The sequence below is a fragment of the Pseudomonas phenolilytica genome (assembly GCF_021432765.1).
Classification (GTDB): Bacteria; Pseudomonadota; Gammaproteobacteria; order Pseudomonadales; family Pseudomonadaceae; genus Stutzerimonas; species Stutzerimonas phenolilytica.
This window is the reverse complement of record NZ_CP058908.1, coordinates 620,902-638,737: the sequence shown is the minus strand read 5'-3', so window position 1 is coordinate 638,737 and position 17,836 is coordinate 620,902. Positions and strand designations below refer to the sequence as shown.

The window sequence follows — 17,836 nt, the reverse complement described above, 5'->3', positions numbered from 1 at the left end:
GTGCGGCGCGTCGGCATTCGCGACGCTGCGCAGGGGGTGGCGGTGCCGGCCCTGACGAGGCGCATCGGCGATCCCTTGTTGTTCTTATTCGGTAGAGCTAACCGTAGCAGGGGAACGCACGGGCGCAACCGGGCAGGACGTGTGGCGCGTATCGCGCCGCCACCGGCTAGGGTTTTTTCCGAACGCTCATCTGTTTGTCATCTTTGCCGTATAGACTCGACCGGTCAGGTTAGGGAGGTGCGACATGCGCAGGGTGGTGTTCAATCAGAAAGGCGGCGTCGGCAAATCCAGCATCGCCTGCAATCTGGCGGCGGTGAGCGCGGCCCAGGGTTATCGCACGCTGCTGGTGGATCTCGATGCACAGGGCAATTCGACGCACTACCTGACGGGCCTGACGGGCGAGGACGTGCCGACCGGGATCGCCGATTTCTTCAAGCAGGTGCTGGCCAGCGGCCCGGCCGGCAAGAAGGCGCGACCGCCCATCTTCGAAACGCCGTTCGACAACTTGCACCTGATCACCGCGACCGCCGAGCTGGCCGACCTGCAACCTAAGCTGGAGGCCAAGCACAAGATCAACAAGCTGCGCAAACTGCTCGACAACCTCGCCGACGACTACGAGCGGATTTATCTCGATACGCCGCCGGCCCTGAACTTCTACACCGTTTCGGCGCTGATCGCCGCCGACCGCTGCCTGATTCCCTTCGACTGCGACAGTTTCTCGCGCCAGGCGCTGTACGGCCTGCTGGATGAGATCGAAGACCTGCGTGAGGACCACAACGAGGCGCTGGAGGTCGAAGGCATCGTGGTCAATCAGTTCCAGCCGCGTGCCGCGCTGCCGCAGCAGATGATCGCCGAGCTGCTGGAGGAGGGCCTGCCGGTGCTACCGGTCAACCTGATGAGTTCGGTGCGCATGCGCGAATCGCACCAGGCGTGCATGCCGCTGATCCACTTCGACCCGCGGCACAAGCTGAGCCTGCAGTTCGTCGAGCTGCATGATCTGATCGAAAGCTAGCGCGCCACCAGCACGTCGCACGGCGGTTGGTCGAGGAACTGCCGCGTCAGGCTGCCGAGCAGGGCGCTGCTGAGTTCGCCGCGACTGTGCCCGCCCAGCGCCAGCAACTGCGGATGCAGTTCGTCCAGTGCCGCCTCCAGGCAGTTGTTGCGCTCGCCCTGATGCAGGCTGTAGCTCAGCGTGGCGCCGCTGTCCGGCAGCGTGGCCTGAACATCCTCGACCAGTTGCTCGAACAGTTCGTGCTCCAGCGCCAGCGCATCGGCATCCGCACCGTGAATCTCGGCCACTTCGTGGATATGCAGGGCGTGCAGCTCGCCGCTGGCCGGCAGCAGTCGCCAGGCGATCTGCAGCGCGCGGTTGGCGCAGGGTGAGAAGTCCAGCGCGGCGAGCGCGCAACTGTACGGCTCGACTGCCGGATGGGCTGCCAGCAGCAGCGGCGCCGGGCTGGCCAGCAGGATGCGTTCCAGCGTGGTGCCGGCGAAGCCCAGGCTGGAGTGGCGATGGTGGCGGCCCAGGACCAGCAGGTCGGCTTCCAACCCCTGTGCCTGGGTCAGTACCTCTTCCACCGGCTGGCCGTGTCGCAGCCACAGTTGCGCCGTCGCCGCGCCATTGGCTTGCAGGCGCGCCTGCAGATCGGCGCGCACGAGGGCTTCGTCCTGCGGCTCGCCCCGACTGTCGAGCACATGCAGCAGGCTCAGCCGGGCACCGCTCTGCTGCGCCAGCTGCGCGGCGCGGCGCAGGGCGAGGTCGGCTTCGGGGCTGAGATCGTGGGCGACGAGAATGTGCTGAACCATGCTGGCCTCGCGGTGACGGAAAGCCCGAGTATGCCGCGCCCGGCGGGCGCTGTCCCGCGGTGCGCTGCGTCAATCGCGGTGCCTCGCTCGCTGATCCGGCGCAACGGACAGGTGCGGCGAAGGACGCCGTGCTTTTGTTGGTAGGTACGCTGCGGCTATGCTTGCCGGCATTCGCAGGAGGGGATGGATGAGCAAGGTCAGTGTGTTGATAGTGGATGATGCGCCGTTCATTCGCGATCTGGTGAAGAAGGGGCTGCGCGGACACTTTCCCGGCATCGGCATCGAGGAGGCCGTCAACGGCCGCAAGGCGCAGCAGATGCTCGGTCGCGAGCGCTTCGACCTGATCCTCTGTGATTGGGAAATGCCGGAAATGTCCGGCCTCGAGCTGCTCACCTGGTGCCGCGCGCAGGAGGCACTGAAGACCACTCCGTTCATCATGGTGACCAGCCGCGGCGACAAGGAGAACGTCGTGCAGGCGATCCAGGCCGGGGTTTCGGACTACATCGGCAAGCCGTTCACCAACGAGCAACTGACCAGCAAGGTGCGCAAGGCACTCGGCCGCGCCGGCAAGCTCGACGCGCTGGCCGCCAGTGCGCCGGTGCGCGCGCTGTCGCCCGGGATGGCCAACGACTCGCTGGCCGCGCTGACCGGTGGCAAGGCCGAGGTGGTGCGTCCCGCGCCGGCCGCTGCGCCGATTGCCGCTTCTCCGCTGCTGCAGCCAGCCGCCGCGCCAGCCGCGAGCAAGCCGGCCGCGGCAACCGGCGGCCGCGGGCAAGGCCAACTGCGTCTGGCGGCCGGTACGCTGGCGTGCGTGATCAAGGCGCTGAGCTTGAAGGAGGCGCTGCTGGTGGTGCGTCGCGGCGAGCTGCTGCCGCAGGTGCTGGAAAGCGCCGTGCTCGATCTGGAGCAGGGCGAGGGCGGCGAGATCGCTCGGCTGAACGGCTACCTGCACGCAGTGGCCGCGCTGGAGCCCAAGCCCGACAGCGAGTGGCTGCAGCTGTCGTTCCGCTTCGTCGACCGCGATGCGCAGAAGCTCGATTACCTGTCGCGACTGATCGCGCGCGGCACCGCGCAGAAGCACTTCGTGCCCGGCGCCTGAGCACGTCGCGCACAGTTCGTCGGCAGGCGCCGTGCACAAGCTGACCGGCTTCACACCCCGACGGTCGGTGGCTCGCGGCGTCCTGGCGGCGCTGCTAGTCTTCGCCCTCCAACAGACTTCACGACTAGAACTGCCGTTATGCTGGGGCGTCTTCTTCCTTTGCTCGGGCTGTCGCTGCTGGCCTCGCCCGCGCTGGCTCTGACCATCTACAAGTACACCGATGCCAATGGCGTGGTGACCTACAGCGACCAGGCTGCGCCCGGTTCGCAGGTGTTCGTCTTCCGCGACCGCATGGTGGAGAAGCTCGACAATCAGGTGAAGCTGGAAACCCGCAAGCATGCGGCCGGTGAAACGCTGGTGGTGCGCAACGACCTGTTCGCCCCGGTGGATATCGAGCTGAAGCTGGAGGGGGTCAGCAATGCGGTGGGTGCCCCGGCCGAGCCGATCCGCTGGGTGCTGCCGCCGCGCAGCCAGATTCGCCTGGCCACGCTGGCGCCGCGCGATGCCAGCAAGCCGCTCCGCTACACGCCCAAGCTGCGTCATGCGCTGGGCGATCCGCGACTGCTGCCCAAGCCCTATAAGTATCCGCTGCCCTGGCGTGGCGGGCCGTTCCGCCTGACCCAGGGCGCCAACGGCCAGTACAGCCACTTCACGCCCAAGGGGCGGCATGCGGTGGATATCGCCATGCCCGAGGGCACGCCGATCATCGCGGCGCGTGGCGGCATGGTGGTGAAGGTGGAAAATCAGCAGAGCGGGCGTGGTACCAACCCGGCCGGCAACTTCGTGCGCATCCTGCACGACGACGGCACGATGGGCGTCTACCTGCACCTGATGAAGGGCTCGGTGACGGTGCAGGAAGGTCAGCGGGTGGCCACCGGCACGCGCCTGGCACGCTCCGGCAATACCGGCAACAGCACCGGGCCGCACCTGCATTTCGTCGTGCAACGCAACGTCGGCCTGGCGGTCGAGTCGATTCCCTTCGCCTTCTCCCAGCCGGTCGACAGCCTGCCGAATTTCGCGGTGGGCGGCGAGTAACCGACGCCGCTGCGGTTGCTAGGACTCCTGGCGAAGTACCTTGGCCAGCACGATCTTCGGCCCGCGCATCTTCTTGACCACGATCTGCAGGCCTTCGACCTGCAGCTCCTCGTTTTCCTCGGGAACCCGCTTGAGGGTTTCGTAGATCAGGCCAGCCAGCGTTTCGGCCTCGACATGGTCGAGGTCGACATTCAGCAGACGCTCGACCTTGAACAGTGGCGTGTCGCCGCGCACCAGCAACTTGCCGGGCTGGTAGGCGAGGATGCCGCGCTCGGTCTTGCGGTGCTCGTCCTGGATGTCGCCGACCAGCACCTCGAGCACGTCTTCCATGGTCAGGAAGCCAATCACCTTGTGATCGCCTTCCTCCACCAGCACGAAATGCGCGCCCCCCTGGCGGAATTGGTTGAGCAGCACGTTGAGCGGCATGTGCTTGGAGACACGTTCCAGCGGCCGCAGCAGATCGTGCAGGTCGAAGTGCTCGGCCAGTCGTTCGTCCTCGGCCAGCGCCAGCAGCAGGTCCTTGATGTGCAGCAGGCCGACGTACTCGCCCTGGCTGCTGTCGTACACCGGGTAGCGGCTGTACTTGTGGCGGCGGATGGTGTCGAGGATGTCGCCGAGCGGTGCGTCGTGCTCCAGCTGCAGCAGATCCTCGCGGGAGTTGGCCCAGTCGACCACCTCCAGCTCGCTCATCTCCACCGCCGAAGCCAGTACCTGAATCTGCTGGTCGCTCGGGTTCAGCGCGCGGTTGGAGTGCAGGATCAGCTTCAGCTCCTCGCGGCTGTAGTGGTGCTCGTGGTGCGCGCCCGGCTCGCCCTGGCCGGCCAGGCGCAGGATGGCGTTGGCGCTGGCGTTGAGCAGGTAGATCGCCGGGTACATCAACCAGTAGAACAGGTACAGCGGCACGGCCGTCCACAGCGACAGCAGTTCGGGCTTGCGGATTGCCCAGGACTTGGGCGCCAGCTCGCCGACCACGATGTGCAGGTAGGAGATGATGAAGAACGCGGTGAAGAAGGCAATGCCGTGCACCAGCGCTTGGTTGTCGATGCCGACCAGCGCCAGCAGCGGTTCGAGCAGGTGGGCAAATGCCGGCTCGCCCACCCAGCCAAGCCCCAGCGACGCCAGGGTGATACCCAGCTGGCAGGCCGACAGGTAGGCATCCAGCTGGTTATGTACGGTGCGCAGGATGTGCCCGCGCCAGCCGTGCTGACTGGCGATCGCCTCTACCTTGGTGGCGCGCAGCTTGACCATGGCGAACTCGGCGGCGACGAAGAAGCCGTTGAGCAGGACGAGGAAAAGGGCAAACAGAATCAGGCCGAAATCAGCGAAATAGGAGGGTGCAACGTAACTGGGGGAAGGGTCCATGGGGTGTTCTGGATGGCAATGGAGCGCTCAGAATGGGGGCGGCGCGCGGGCTTTTCAAGCAACCATCCGACGATCGCGTGGTTGCGCCGTGGGATCCGCCGGCGCCCCGGTCGTCAGCGCTGCGCGATCTGTGACGTCGGAAAATGGCAAGTAAAGGTGCTGCCTTTGCCCGGCGAGCTGTTGATGTCCAGCCGACCCTGATGGCGCAGCAGCACGTGCTTGACGATCGCCAGGCCGAGACCGGTGCCGCCGGTATTGCTCGCGCGGCTGGAGTCGACGCGATAGAAGCGCTCGGTCAGCCGCGGCAGGTGCTTGGGCTCGATACCCAGGCCGGAATCCTCCACGCTCAGGTGCGCGCCGGCCTCGTTGCTCCACCAGCGGATGTGAATATCGCCGCCGCCAGGCGTGTATTTCACCGCGTTGAACACCAGATTGGAGAACGCACTGCGCAGCTCGGTCTCGCTGCCCTTGAGCCACAGCGCGGCGTCGGCGTCGAGGCTGATGCGGTGCGCGTGGCTGCCGGAAAGGGCGCGCGCGTCGCTGGTTATCGATTGCAGCAGCGGCGCGACGGCGATCGGCTGGTTGTCGGTCGGCCGGTTGCTGGCTTCGAGCTTGGCCAGCAGCAGCAGGTCATTGATCAGGTGTTGCATGCGATCGGTCTGCTGGTTCATCTGCTGCAGCGCGCGCAGCAGGCGCGGATTGATCTGCTCCGGGTTGTCCAGCAACGTCTCCAGATAGCCGGCGATCACCGTCAGCGGCGTGCGCAGCTCATGGGAAACGTTGGCGACGAAGTCCTTGCGCATCTGCTCGAGCTGATGCACCCGCGTGACGTCACGCACCACCAGCAGGCGTTCGCTGTTGCCGTAGCGGGTGATGGTGATCTGCAGGCGCAGGCGGTCGTTGACCGGCGCCGGCAGCTCCAGCGGCTCGTCGTACTGGCCGCCCTCGAAGTAGTCCTTGAAGCGCGGATGGCGTACCAGGTTGGTGATCGGGTGGCCGATGTCCTGCGGTTTCTTCAGGCCGAGCAGGCGGTCGGCGGCGATGTTCCACCATTCCAGGTTGCCGTCGCTGTCGAGCATGATCACCGCGTCCTTCAGTGCCGCGGTGGAGCCCTGCACGCGGTCGATCACCGCCTGCAGCTGGCCGCGCAGGCGCAGGTCGCGGCGTTGCAGCTGGTAGAGGTTGTCGAACACCTCGCCCCAGACGCCGGCGGCATCGGGGGGTGGCTGGTCGGCATCCTTGCGCTGCAGCCAGTGCTGCAGGCGGCGCAGCTGATGGAAGGTCCAGCCCAGATAGCCGCCCAGACCGAGCACGAGCATCCAGGCGTATTCGCCAGTGACCAGCCCGAGCAGCAGGCAGGCGCCCAGCAGGAGCAGGAGACGGCGGACGAGCGTGCCTTGCCAGTTCTGGTTCAACCGAGAAGCTCCATGCGGACGGTAGGGTGGCGGTGAGGTGTCAGACCTTGCTGGAGAAGCGATAGCCGGTGCCGCGTACGGTCTGGACCAGGTTCTCGTAAGCCTCGCCAAGCGCCTTGCGCAGTCGGCGGATATGCACGTCGACGGTGCGCTCCTCGACATAGACGTTGCCGCCCCAGACCTGATCCAGCAGTTGGCCGCGAGTATAGGCGCGCTCCTGGTGCGTCATGAAGAACTGCAACAGACGGTATTCGGTCGGGCCCATCTCGGCCGGCTTGCCGTCGATGGTGACGCGGTGGCTGATCGGGTCCAGCAGCAGGCCGCCAACCTCGATGGGCGCCTCGCTGTCGGTCGGCGCGGCGCGGCGCAGCACGGCCTTCAGGCGCGCTACCAGCTCGCGGGGGGAGAACGGCTTGGTGATGTAGTCGTCGGCGCCGACTTCCAGGCCCTGGATCTTGTTGTCCTCTTCGCCCTTGGCGGTGAGCATGATGATCGGGGTGTCGGCGGTCAGCTCGTCGCGCTTGAGGCGCCGCGCCAGCTCGATGCCAGAGGTACCGGGCAGCATCCAGTCGAGCAGGATCAGATCGGGCTGGCGATCGATGATCAGCGCATGGGCCTGCTGGCTGTTTTCCGCCTCCAGGCATTCGTAGCCGGCCATTTCCAGGGCGACGACGATCATCTCGCGGATCGGCGCTTCGTCGTCGACGATCAGTATGCTCTTGCCGTTCATGGTCACGCCTCGGTCATTCTGTCGTTCGGCATTAGATAACGGAATTATTGCAGCGATGTGACAGCACGAGGGCAGCGGCTGGCGAGGTCGGCCGGCGTGCCATCAAAGCGCCATTGGCTGGCTGTTTTTTGCGCGATAGCTGCCTGTTGCCCACAAAATCGCGCACGTTGACTCAGCGCAGTTCAGCCGGCCTTGAGCGCGTAATCCGCCACGATGCCGGCGAAGATCGCCAGGCCGGCCCAGTGGTTGTGCAGGAAGGCGGCGAAACAGCGCTGCCGGTCGCGTGAGCGGGTGTAATGGAATTCCCACAGGTAGCAGGCGGCGGCGAGCGCCAGGCCGAGGTGGAACCATTGCCCCAGCTCGAAGCGCGCGCCAGCCAGCAGCAGACAGAACAGCATCAGGCCCTGCAGGCCGAGGATGATCACCCGGTCGGCATCGCCGAACAGGATGGCGGTGGAGCGGATGCCGATCTTCAGATCGTCCTCGCGGTCGGCCATGGCGTAGTAGGTGTCGTAGGCCACCGTCCACACCACGTTGGCGATGAACAGCAGCCAGGCCTCCGGCGGCAGCGTGCCGCGGGTGGCGGTGAAGCACATCAGGATGCCCCACGAGTACGCCGCACCGAGCACCACCTGCGGGTAGTAGGTGTAGCGCTTCATGAACGGATACAGCGAGGCGACCGCCAGCGCGCCGAACGACAGCCAGACCGTGAGTGCGTTGGTCAGCAGCACCAGGCCGAAGGCCAGTGTCACCAGCACGGCGAACAGTATCCAGGCCTCGCGCACGCGGATGCGCCCGGTGGCCAGCGGGCGGTTGCTGGTGCGCTGCACGTGGCCGTCGAAATTGCGGTCGGCGAAATCGTTGATCACGCAGCCGGCGGCGCGCATCAGCACCACGCCGGCGCTGAAGATGAACAGATGCTTGAGACTCGGCACGCCCTCGGCGGCGATCCACAGCGCGGTGAGGGTCGGCCACAGCAGCAGGTAGATGCCGATCGGCTTGTCCATGCGTGTCAGCTGGATGAAGTCCCAGGCGCGTGGGTGCAGGCGATTGCACGATTGCAGGAGTTTCAGATACATCGGCGGTCTCCGTGCGGAAGATGACGAATCAGGCGCGGGCAGCGCGGCTCATGGCGCGATGCCGGCGGCTTGCCAGAGTTCGGGCAGGAATACCTCCGCCACCAGCACGCCGAGGTGCTCGCGGCTGAAGCGCGAGCGGCGCGCCCACAGGTCGGGCTGGCGATGCTCCGGCGGCAGCCAGGCGGCGGGGTAGCGGCAGGCTTCTAGCGTGCCGCGGGCGAACGCCGGATCGCTGAACAGCAGTTCGCCGAGCGAGCGACTGCCGAGGCCCTGCAGGTCCATGCCGGAACGCTCCAGCGCGGCGCGCGCGGCGACGCTGCGGGCGAATACCCAGGGCCGGCCGTGGCCGCACAGGTAGACTTCGCGCACCCAGCCCTGGCTGCCGGGCGCCACTCCGAGCGCGACACACTCGTCGTCGCGCAACGGCTCCCAGGCCTGGTGCAGCGGGATCACGCTGAAGGCGCCGGCGGCCAGCTCGGTCAGGCGACGGGTCAGCGAGCCCTTGTCGACATAGAGCCAGTCATGCTGCAGCGGATCGAGCGGCGTCGGCAGTTGGTTGGCGGTCAGCCAGGTGTGGAGTTCGGGCACGGGCGATAGAGGGTGCGATTCAGGAAAGGCGGGGAGTCTAACAAGAAAGCCGGCAAGCGCGCTGACTGCGCCGGTTGCACGGGTTGCCGATGTTGGTTACAACCCTGCGCATGCCCCGCCCGGAAGGTCCGCCATGCACGACTCGATGATGAACGGCTCGATGATCAACGATAGTGCGGTGTACAAGACACTGCTCGAATCGACCAAGGCCATTCCCTGGAAGATCGACTGGGCCACCATGACGTTTGCCTATATCGGCCCGCAGATCGAAGCCCTGCTGGGCTGGCCGCAGGGCAGTTGGCTGAGCGCCAATGACTGGGCCGAGCGCATGCACCCGGAAGACCGCGAGTGGGTGGTGAATTTCTGTGTGGCGCAGTCCCAGTCAGGCCTCGACCACGAGGCCGACTATCGCGCTCTGACCCGCGACGGCCGCTATGTGTGGATTCGCGATGTGGTGCATGTGCTGCGCAATGCCGCGGGCGAGGTCGAAGCGCTGGTCGGCTTCATGTTCGACATCAGCGAGCGCAAGCAGACCGAGCAACAGCTGTTGCAGCTGCAGAAACAGCTGGAAGAACTCTCCTATCAGGATGGCCTTACCGGCGTGGCCAACCGGCGCATGTTCGACAACCGCTTGCAGATGGAGTGGAGCAACGCCCAGCGCAACAGACTGCCGCTGTCGCTGATCCTGTTGGATATCGACTACTTCAAGCAGTACAACGATCACTATGGTCATGTGCGCGGCGACGATTGCCTGAAAAGCGTTGGCCAAGCCCTGAGCGGGGCCGCCGTGCGCCCGCGTGATCTGCTGGCCCGTTATGGCGGTGAAGAGTTTGTCCTGTTGCTGCCAGAGACCGATGCCCAGGCCGCGGCCCAGGTTGCCGAGCGCTGTCGCCAGCTGATTCGCGGGCAGAACATCCAGCACGCCCACTCCCAGGTCGCACCGCTGCTGACGATCAGTCTCGGCGTGGGTACCCTCATCCCGGGCCCGCTCGACCAGCCCCAGGCCTTTCTCGAAAGGGTGGATCGCCTGCTCTACAAGGCCAAGCATCAGGGGCGCAACCAGGCGGTACTGGCTTAGCCCGAAGGCGACTCGCCCAGCGCGCCAGGGTGGATGTAAAACGACATTCACCCTACGTCCATCCGTTCCAGTTCGGGTTTACGCCCAGCCTTCCAGGCGCATGGTGGCTCGCACCAGGCGTTGTTCTTCCTGTTCGATCTCCCGCAGGTTGTCGCGAATGCCGTGCACGTGGTCGCGCGCGGCGCGTTGCGCCTGGTCGGGCAGGCGTTCGGTGACCGCGTGGAACAGCCGCGAGTGCTGGCGGTCGATCTGCCGCTTCTGCACCGGGCGGTGATAGAGGTTGTTCACCGAGGCGAACACGGTGGACAGCATCAGGTCGGTGAGCGACTGCAGGGTGTGTACCAGCACCGGATTGTGCGAGGCCTCGCAGATGGCCAGGTGAAAGGCATGGTCCAGGCGCGCGTGCTCGCGCGGGTCGGCGTCCTGCACGTCGGAATGGGCGGCGAGCATTTCCTCGTAGCGCCGGCGCAGCAGCACGAAATCGGCATCGGTGCCGCGCAGCGCGGCGAGCCGCGCCGATTCGCCTTCCAGTAGCGCGCGCACTTCCAGCAGGTCGTACAACGTGCGCGGCTGCGAATTGAACAGGTGCATCAGCGGACTGGCATCGCGCTTGTCCGACAGCTGCGCAACGAAGGAGCCGCGACCCTGCGCCGTCTCGATGATCCCGCGCCCGCGCAGCACGCGCAGGCCCTCGCGCAGGGCCGAGCGTGAGATGCCGAGTTTCTCGCACAGGCGCCGCTCCGAAGGCAGTGCCTGGCCGGCTTTGAGCACGCCATCGACGATCAGGCGCTCGATCCGCTCGGCGACCACGTCAGCGACTTGACGACGGTCATTGTTCTTTTCGCTCAACATGCAGGTGCTCTCACTGCTGGTAGGACCAGTTTGCGGACAGTTTACCCCGAGTAGCTTCCTGCGTGCAGAAATGGCGGCTTGCCTGGTATTCAGGTAGTGCTTGAGCGGCTATCACTACAGAAACTGGTAGGACCAGTTGGCGCCGGCATGGACGTGTCGGCGTCGCGCAGGCTAAACATGCGGCATCTCACCGCAGCGGCCGTGCTGGGGTGACCGTACGAGAGCGGCGAATCTGCATGAATATCCTCTACGACGAACGCGTCGACGGCGCGTTGCCCAAGGTCGACAAGGCCGCCCTGCTGGCCGAGCTGCAGCGCACGCTGCCGGACCTGGAAATCCTCCATCGCGGCGAAGACCTCAAGCCGTACGAATGCGACGGCCTGTCGGCCTACCGCACCACGCCGATGCTGGTGGTGCTGCCCGAGCGCGTCGAGCAGGTCGAAACGCTGCTCAAGCTCTGCCACCAGCGCGGCGTGCCGGTGGTCGCCCGCGGCGCCGGTACCGGTCTGTCCGGCGGTGCGCTGCCGCTGGAGCAGGGCATCCTGCTGGTGATGGCGCGCTTCAACAAGATTCTCGAAGTCGATCCGGCCGGGCGCTTCGCCCGCGTTCAGCCCGGCGTGCGCAACCTGGCGATTTCCCAGGCCGCCGCGCCCTACGAGCTGTACTACGCGCCGGACCCGTCGTCGCAGATCGCCTGCTCGATCGGCGGCAACGTCGCCGAGAACGCCGGCGGCGTGCACTGCCTGAAGTACGGCCTGACTGTGCACAACCTGCTCAAGGTGGAAATCCTCACCGTCGAAGGCGAGCGCATGGTGCTCGGCTCGGACGCGCTGGACTCGCCGGGCTTCGACCTGCTGGCGCTGTTCACCGGCTCCGAGGGCATGCTCGGCATCGTCACCGAGGTGACCGTCAAGCTGCTGCCCAAGCCGCAGGTGGCCAAGGTGCTGCTGGCCGCGTTCGACTCGGTGGAGAAGGCCGGGCGTGCGGTGGGCGACATCATCGCCGCCGGCATCATCCCCGGCGGGCTGGAGATGATGGACAACCTGTCGATCCGCGCTGCCGAAGACTTCATCCACGCCGGCTACCCGGTGGATGCCGAGGCGATCCTGCTCTGCGAGCTGGACGGCGTCGAAGCCGACGTGCACGACGACTGCGCGCGCGTCAGCGAAGTGCTCAAGCTGGCCGGCGCCACCGAAGTGCGCCTGGCGAAAGACGAAGCCGAGCGCGTGCGTTTCTGGGCCGGACGCAAGAACGCCTTCCCGGCGGTCGGGCGCATTTCGCCGGACTACTACTGCATGGACGGCACCATCCCGCGGCGCGAGCTGCCGGGCGTGCTGCGTGGCATCGCCGAGCTGTCCGAGCAGTTCGGTCTGCGCGTGGCCAACGTGTTTCACGCCGGCGACGGCAACATGCACCCGCTGATCCTCTTCGATGCCAACCAGCCCGGTGAGCTGGAGCGTGCCGAGGACCTCGGCGGCAAGATCCTCGAACTCTGCGTCAAGGTCGGCGGCAGCATCACCGGCGAGCACGGCGTCGGGCGCGAGAAGATCAACCAGATGTGCGCGCAGTTCAACAGCGACGAACTGACCCTGTTCCACGCGGTGAAGGCGGCCTTCGACCCGAGTGGCCTGCTCAACCCTGGCAAGAACATCCCGACCCTGCACCGCTGCGCCGAGTTCGGCCGCATGCATATCCACAACGGCGAACTGCCCTTCCCCGAACTGGAGCGCTTTTGATGACGGTTTCATTCGATGCCAGCGAGCAGTTGCTGGAACAGGTCAACCAGGCGCTGGCGAGCAAGACCCCGCTGCGCATCCAGGGCAGCGGCAGCAAGGCCTTCCTCGGTCGCGCGGTCGAGGGCCAGTTGCTCGACGTGCGCGCCCATCGCGGCATCGTCAGCTACGACCCCACCGAACTGGTGATCACCGCGCGTGCCGGCACCCCGCTGGCCGAGCTGGAAGCCGCGCTGGATGCCGCCGGGCAGATGCTGCCCTGTGAGCCGCCGCATTTCGGCGAAGGCGCCACGGTCGGCGGCATGATCGCTGCCGGGCTGTCCGGCCCGCGCCGGCCGTGGAGCGGTTCGGTCCGCGATTTTGTCCTCGGCACGCGGATCATCACCGGGCAGGGCAAGCACCTGCGCTTCGGTGGTGAGGTGATGAAGAACGTCGCCGGCTACGACCTGTCGCGCCTGATGGCCGGCAGCTTCGGCTGCCTCGGCGTGCTCACCGAAGTTTCGCTCAAGGTGCTGCCCAAGCCGCGCCAGTGCACCAGCCTGCGTCTCGAGATCGATCTGGAGCGCGCGCTGCTCAAGCTCGCCGAGTGGGGCCAGCAGCCGGTGCCGATCAGCGCGGCCAGCCATGACGGGCGATTCCTCAACCTGCGCCTGGAAGGCGGCGAAGGTTCGGTCAACGCCGCGCGCGAGCGCATCGGTGGCGACGATCTGGACGCCGGTTACTGGAGCGAGCTGCGCGAGCAGCGCCTGGCGTTCTTTGCCGACGCACGGCCGCTGTGGCGGCTGTCGCTGCCGAACAACACGCCGGCGCTCAACCTGCCGGGCGAGCATCTGGTGGACTGGGCCGGCGCCCAGCGCTGGCTAAAGACCGATGCCGATGCGGTGACCGTACGCGGCATCGCCGTCGAGGTCGGCGGCCACGCCAGCTGCTTCACCGCGGGCGCGACGGCCAATCCGTTCCAGCCGCTGTCCGCACCGCTGCTGCGCTATCACCGCCAGCTCAAGGCCGCGCTCGACCCGCAGGGGATCTTCAACCCCGGCCGCATGTATTCCGAGGTCTGACGACGTATGCAAACGAATCTGAGCGAAGCCGCCAAGCAACTGCCGCGCGCCGAGGAAGCCGAGAGCATCCTGCGCTCCTGCGTGCACTGCGGTTTCTGCAACGCCACCTGCCCGACCTATCAGTTGCTCGGTGACGAGCTGGACGGCCCGCGCGGGCGCATCTACCTGATGAAGCAGATGCTCGAAGGCGGCGAGGTGACCGAGAGCACCCAGTTGCACCTGGACCGCTGCCTGACCTGCCGCAACTGCGAGACCACCTGCCCGTCCGGGGTGAAGTACCACAACCTGCTGGACATCGGCCGCGACTTCATCGAGCGCCAGGTGCCGCGTTCCAGCGGCGAGCGCCTGCTGCGTAGCGGTCTGCGCACGGTGATCCCGCGTCCTGGCCTGTTCAAGGCGCTGCTCAGTGCCGGCAATGCGCTGAAACCGCTGATGCCGGCCTCGCTGAAGGACCACCTGCCGCGCGAGATCCGCCCGGCCAAGCCGCGCCCGCAGGTGATGCACAGCCGTCGCGTGTTGATGCTCGAAGGCTGCGTGCAGCCGAGCCTGTCGCCGGCCACCAACGCCGCCGCCGCGCGGGTGCTCGATCGCCTCGGCATCAGCGTCAGTCCGGCGCGTGAGGCCGGTTGCTGCGGCGCGGTGGATTACCACCTCAACGCCCAGGAGGCCGGCCTGGACCGCGCGCGGCGCAACATCGACGCCTGGTGGCCGGCCATCGAAGCCGGTGCCGAAGCCATCGTGCAGACCGCCAGCGGCTGTGGCGCCTTCGTCAAGGAATACGGCCACCTGCTCAAGGATGACCCGGCCTACGCGGCCAAGGCCGCGCGTGTCAGCGAACTGGCCAAGGATCTGGTCGAGGTGCTGCGCAGCGCCGAGCTGGAAAAGCTCGATGTGCGCGCCGACAAGCGCATGGCCTTCCACTGCCCGTGCACCCTGCAGCACGCGCAGAAGCTCGGCGGCGCGGTCGAAGACGTGCTCACCCGCCTGGGCTTCCAGCTCACCGCGGTGCCCGATGCGCACCTGTGCTGTGGCTCGGCCGGCAGCTATTCGATCACCCAGCCGGAGATTTCCCACCAGCTGCGCGACAACAAACTCCATGCACTGGAGAGCGGCAAGCCGGAGGTGATCGTCACCGCCAACATCGGCTGCCAGACCCACCTCGATGGCGCCGGCCGCACGCCGGTCAAGCACTGGATCGAAGTGGTCGAGGAATCGATGGGCTAACCGTGGAAAAGGCTGCGCCGTTTTCCACCCTACGACGCGCGAGCCGTAGGGTGGACATCTCGCGCAGCGCATGTCCACCGAGCCACTCCGGCCCGCCCGCCGCGCGCCAACCGAACAATCGAAATACGCAGACAGGAGAATCGAGATGAAAAGCAAAGCCGTACTGAGCCAGACCGAAGTGACCGCCATCCTCGCCGCCGCCCGTGCCGAAGCGCAGGCCAACGGCTGGGCCGTGACCATCGTCGTCGCCGACGACGGCGGCCATCCGCTGGCGCTGGAGCGTCTGGACGGCTGCGCGCCGATCGCCTCCTACATCGCTACCGAGAAGGCCCGCAGCGCGGCCGTCGGTCGCCGCGAAACCAAGGGCTACGAGGACATGGTCAACAACGGCCGCAATGCCTTCCTCTCCGCGCCGGTGGTTTGCTCGCTGGAGGGCGGCGTGCCGCTGGTGGTCGACGGCCAGGTCATCGGTTCGGTTGGCGTGTCCGGCGTGACTGCCGCGCAGGACGCGCAGATCGCCAAGGCGGGCGTTGCCGCCCTCGCTCACTGATTCAGGCACAAGGAGAACAATAGATGTCCGAGCGTGTAACCCTGGGCCGCCTGCAGGTCGCGGCCAACCTCAAGCGTTTTGTCGAAGACGAAGTCCTGCCGGGCACCGGTATCGACGCCACCGCGTTCTGGCGGGGCCTGGACCAGCTGGCCCACGACCTGGCGCCGAAGAACCGCGCCCTGCTCGCCGAGCGCGATCGGCTGCAGCTCGAACTGGACGCCTGGCACAAGGCCAACCCGGGCCCGATCAAGGACATGGCCGCCTACCGCGCCTTCCTCGAGTCCATCGGCTACCTGCTGCCGGTGCCGGGCGAGGTGAAGATCGACACCGCCAATGTCGACAGCGAGATCGCCACCCAGGCCGGCCCGCAGCTGGTGGTGCCGATCATGAACGCGCGCTACGCGCTGAACGCCGCCAACGCCCGCTGGGGCTCGCTGTACGACGCGCTCTACGGCACCGACGCCATCTCCGAAGAAGGCGGCGCGCAGAAGGGGCCGGGCTACAACGAAGTGCGCGGGGCCAAGGTCATCGCCTACGCGCGCAACGTGCTCGACCAGGCCGCGCCGCTGGCTGAAGGCAGCCACGCCGACGCCACCGCTTACCGCGTGCAGGACGGCCAGCTGAAGATCACCCTGGAAAACGGCACCGTCACCGGCCTCAAGCAACCGGAGAAGTTCGTCGGCTTCCAGGGCGAAGCGGTCGAGCCGCGCGCCGTGCTGCTGAAGAACAACGGCTTGCACATCGAGATCCAGATCGACCCGAACAGCCCGATCGGCCAGACCGACCCGGCCGGCGTGAAAGACCTGCTGATAGAAGCCGCGGTCTCGACCATCCTCGACTGCGAGGACTCGGTCGCCGCGGTGGATGCCGACGACAAGGTGCTGGCCTACCGCAACTGGCTGGGCATCGTGCAGGGCACCCTCAGCGAGGAAGTCGCCAAGGGCAATTCCAGCTTCGTCCGCCGCCTCAACCCGGACCGCGAGTACAGCGCGCCGAACGGCGGCACGCTGAAGCTGCACGGCCGTTCGCTGCTGTTCATCCGCAACGTCGGCCACCTGATGACCAACCCGGCGATCCTGCTCGAAGACGGCAGCGAGATCCCCGAAGGCATCATGGACGGCGTGTTCACCAGCCTGATCGCCAAGCATGACCTGGCGCGCAAGGGCAACTCGCGCACCGGCAGCTTCTACATCGTCAAGCCGAAGATGCACGGCCCGGCCGAAGTCGCCTTCGCCGACGAGCTGTTCGGCCGCGTCGAGGACCTGATCGGCGTGCCGCGCTTCACCCTGAAGATGGGCATCATGGACGAGGAGCGCCGTACCAGCGCCAACCTCAAGGCCTGCATCGCGGCGGCCAAGAGCCGTGTGGCGTTCATCAACACCGGTTTCCTCGACCGTACCGGCGACGAGATGCACACCTGCATGGAAGCCGGCCCGGTGCTGCGCAAGGGCGACATGAAGAACACCCCGTGGATCAAGTCCTACGAGCGCAACAACGTGCTGGTCGGCCTGGCCTGCGGTCTCGCCGGGCGCGCGCAGATCGGAAAGGGCATGTGGGCCATGCCGGATCTGATGGCCGCCATGCTCGAACAGAAGATCGGCCATCCGAAATCCGGCGCCAACACCGCCTGGGTGCCGTCGCCCACCGGCGCGACTCTGCACGCACTGCACTACCATCAGGTAGACGTGCAGGCGGTGCAGCGCGAACTGGAGAAGGTCGACCTGGCCGCCGAGCGCGAGCAACTGCTCAGCGACCTGCTGACCATCCCGGTGGTCGCCGAGGACAAGTGGAGCGCCGAAGAGAAGCAGCAGGAGCTGGACAACAACTGCCAGGGCATCCTCGGTTACGTGGTGCGCTGGGTGGAGCAGGGCGTCGGTTGCTCCAAGGTGCCGGACATCCACGATGTCGGCCTGATGGAAGACCGCGCCACCCTGCGCATCTCCAGCCAGCACATCGCCAACTGGCTGCACCACGGCGTGGTCAGCCGCGGGCAGGTGCAGGAAACCCTGGAGCGCATGGCCAAGGTGGTCGACCAGCAGAACGCCGGCGACCCGCTGTACCGCCCGATGGCGCCGGACTACGCCAAGTCCATCGCCTTCCAGGCGGCCAGCGACCTGGTGTTCAAGGGCCGCGAGCAGCCGGCCGGGTATACCGAGCCGCTGCTGCACCAGTGGCGCCAGCGCTTCAAGGCGGCCAACCCGGCCTGAAGCGAGCCATGAACGGC

At 66.7% G+C, this 17,836-nt stretch carries 16 protein-coding genes; 9 read left to right on the top strand and 7 right to left on the bottom strand.

The genetic code is table 11. The annotated features are described in order from the left end of the window. The first annotated feature begins 244 nt into the window (after positions 1–244). Positions 245–1,012, top strand: a complete 768-nt coding sequence (locus HU825_RS03100) for a ParA family protein (RefSeq protein ID WP_234302880.1) — start codon at positions 245–247, stop codon at positions 1,010–1,012. On the opposite strand, the gene HU825_RS03095 is transcribed toward HU825_RS03100, so the two are convergent. Then, positions 1,009–1,806, bottom strand: a complete 798-nt coding sequence (locus HU825_RS03095; RefSeq protein ID WP_043295485.1) for a universal stress protein — start codon at positions 1,804–1,806, stop codon at positions 1,009–1,011. The two genes, HU825_RS03100 and HU825_RS03095, sit on opposite strands and share 4 nt — an antisense overlap. Before the next feature lie 187 nt (positions 1,807–1,993). On the opposite strand from HU825_RS03095, the gene HU825_RS03090 reads away from it, so the two are divergent. Together HU825_RS03090 and HU825_RS03085 are read left to right on the top strand one after the other, a co-directional pair. Next, a complete protein-coding gene (locus HU825_RS03090; RefSeq protein WP_077682179.1) occupies positions 1,994–2,905 on the top strand; it encodes a response regulator in 912 nt (303 codons plus the stop codon). Positions 2,906–3,043: 138 nt separating this feature from the next. Next, on the top strand, positions 3,044–3,940 hold the full coding sequence (locus HU825_RS03085; protein WP_077682178.1) for a peptidoglycan DD-metalloendopeptidase family protein: 897 nt from the start codon (positions 3,044–3,046) through the stop codon (positions 3,938–3,940). 18 nt (positions 3,941–3,958) lie between these two features. Here HU825_RS03085 and HU825_RS03080 read toward each other — a convergent pair whose 3' ends face one another. From HU825_RS03080 to HU825_RS03060, 5 genes are all read right to left on the bottom strand, one after another. Further along, on the bottom strand, positions 3,959–5,302 hold the full coding sequence (locus HU825_RS03080) for a hemolysin family protein (RefSeq protein ID WP_043295488.1): 1,344 nt from the start codon (positions 5,300–5,302) through the stop codon (positions 3,959–3,961). A gap of 113 nt (positions 5,303–5,415) precedes the next feature. After that, entirely contained in the window at positions 5,416–6,717 is a 1,302-nt protein-coding gene (gene phoR, locus HU825_RS03075; protein WP_043295489.1) for a phosphate regulon sensor histidine kinase PhoR, read from the bottom strand. Between the two features lie 40 nt (positions 6,718–6,757). Continuing rightward, complete coding sequence (gene phoB / locus HU825_RS03070; RefSeq protein ID WP_008569580.1) at positions 6,758–7,447, bottom strand: phosphate regulon transcriptional regulator PhoB; 690 nt, start codon at positions 7,445–7,447, stop codon at positions 6,758–6,760. A gap of 182 nt (positions 7,448–7,629) precedes the next feature. Beyond that, complete coding sequence (gene ubiA / locus HU825_RS03065; RefSeq protein ID WP_234302879.1) at positions 7,630–8,526, bottom strand: 4-hydroxybenzoate octaprenyltransferase; 897 nt, start codon at positions 8,524–8,526, stop codon at positions 7,630–7,632. Between the two features lie 48 nt (positions 8,527–8,574). After that, positions 8,575–9,114 carry a chorismate--pyruvate lyase family protein gene (locus HU825_RS03060; protein WP_077682176.1) on the bottom strand — a complete coding sequence of 180 codons (540 nt, stop codon included), beginning with the start codon at positions 9,112–9,114 and terminating at the stop codon, positions 8,575–8,577. A 133-nt stretch (positions 9,115–9,247) separates the two neighbouring features. Here HU825_RS03060 and HU825_RS03055 point away from each other — a divergent pair, with 133 nt between their 5' ends. Then, positions 9,248–10,192, top strand: coding sequence for a sensor domain-containing diguanylate cyclase (locus HU825_RS03055; protein WP_234302878.1), 945 nt, complete (start codon positions 9,248–9,250; stop codon positions 10,190–10,192). 78 nt (positions 10,193–10,270) lie between these two features. Here the strand turns inward: HU825_RS03055 and glcC are convergent, their stop codons facing one another. After that, positions 10,271–11,044 (bottom strand): transcriptional regulator GlcC, encoded by a 774-nt coding sequence (gene glcC, locus HU825_RS03050; protein ID WP_043299576.1) that lies wholly within the window; start codon positions 11,042–11,044, stop codon positions 10,271–10,273. Between the two features lie 236 nt (positions 11,045–11,280). On the opposite strand from glcC, the gene glcD reads away from it, so the two are divergent. The 5 genes from glcD (at position 11,281) to HU825_RS03025 (ending at position 17,819) form a co-directional block, all read left to right on the top strand. After that, a complete protein-coding gene (gene glcD / locus HU825_RS03045) occupies positions 11,281–12,780 on the top strand; it encodes a glycolate oxidase subunit GlcD (RefSeq protein WP_234302877.1) in 1,500 nt (499 codons plus the stop codon). Then, positions 12,780–13,838 (top strand): glycolate oxidase subunit GlcE, encoded by a 1,059-nt coding sequence (gene glcE / locus HU825_RS03040; protein ID WP_234302876.1) that lies wholly within the window; start codon positions 12,780–12,782, stop codon positions 13,836–13,838. Before glcD ends, glcE begins: the two co-directional genes overlap by 1 nt. Before the next feature lie 6 nt (positions 13,839–13,844). Then, complete coding sequence (gene glcF, locus HU825_RS03035) at positions 13,845–15,062, top strand: glycolate oxidase subunit GlcF (protein WP_234302875.1); 1,218 nt, start codon at positions 13,845–13,847, stop codon at positions 15,060–15,062. Between the two features lie 145 nt (positions 15,063–15,207). Beyond that, on the top strand, positions 15,208–15,612 hold the full coding sequence (locus HU825_RS03030; protein WP_043299583.1) for a heme-binding protein: 405 nt from the start codon (positions 15,208–15,210) through the stop codon (positions 15,610–15,612). Between the two features lie 23 nt (positions 15,613–15,635). After that, entirely contained in the window at positions 15,636–17,819 is a 2,184-nt protein-coding gene (locus tag HU825_RS03025) for a malate synthase G (protein WP_234302874.1), read from the top strand. Positions 17,820–17,836: the final 17 nt, after the last annotated feature.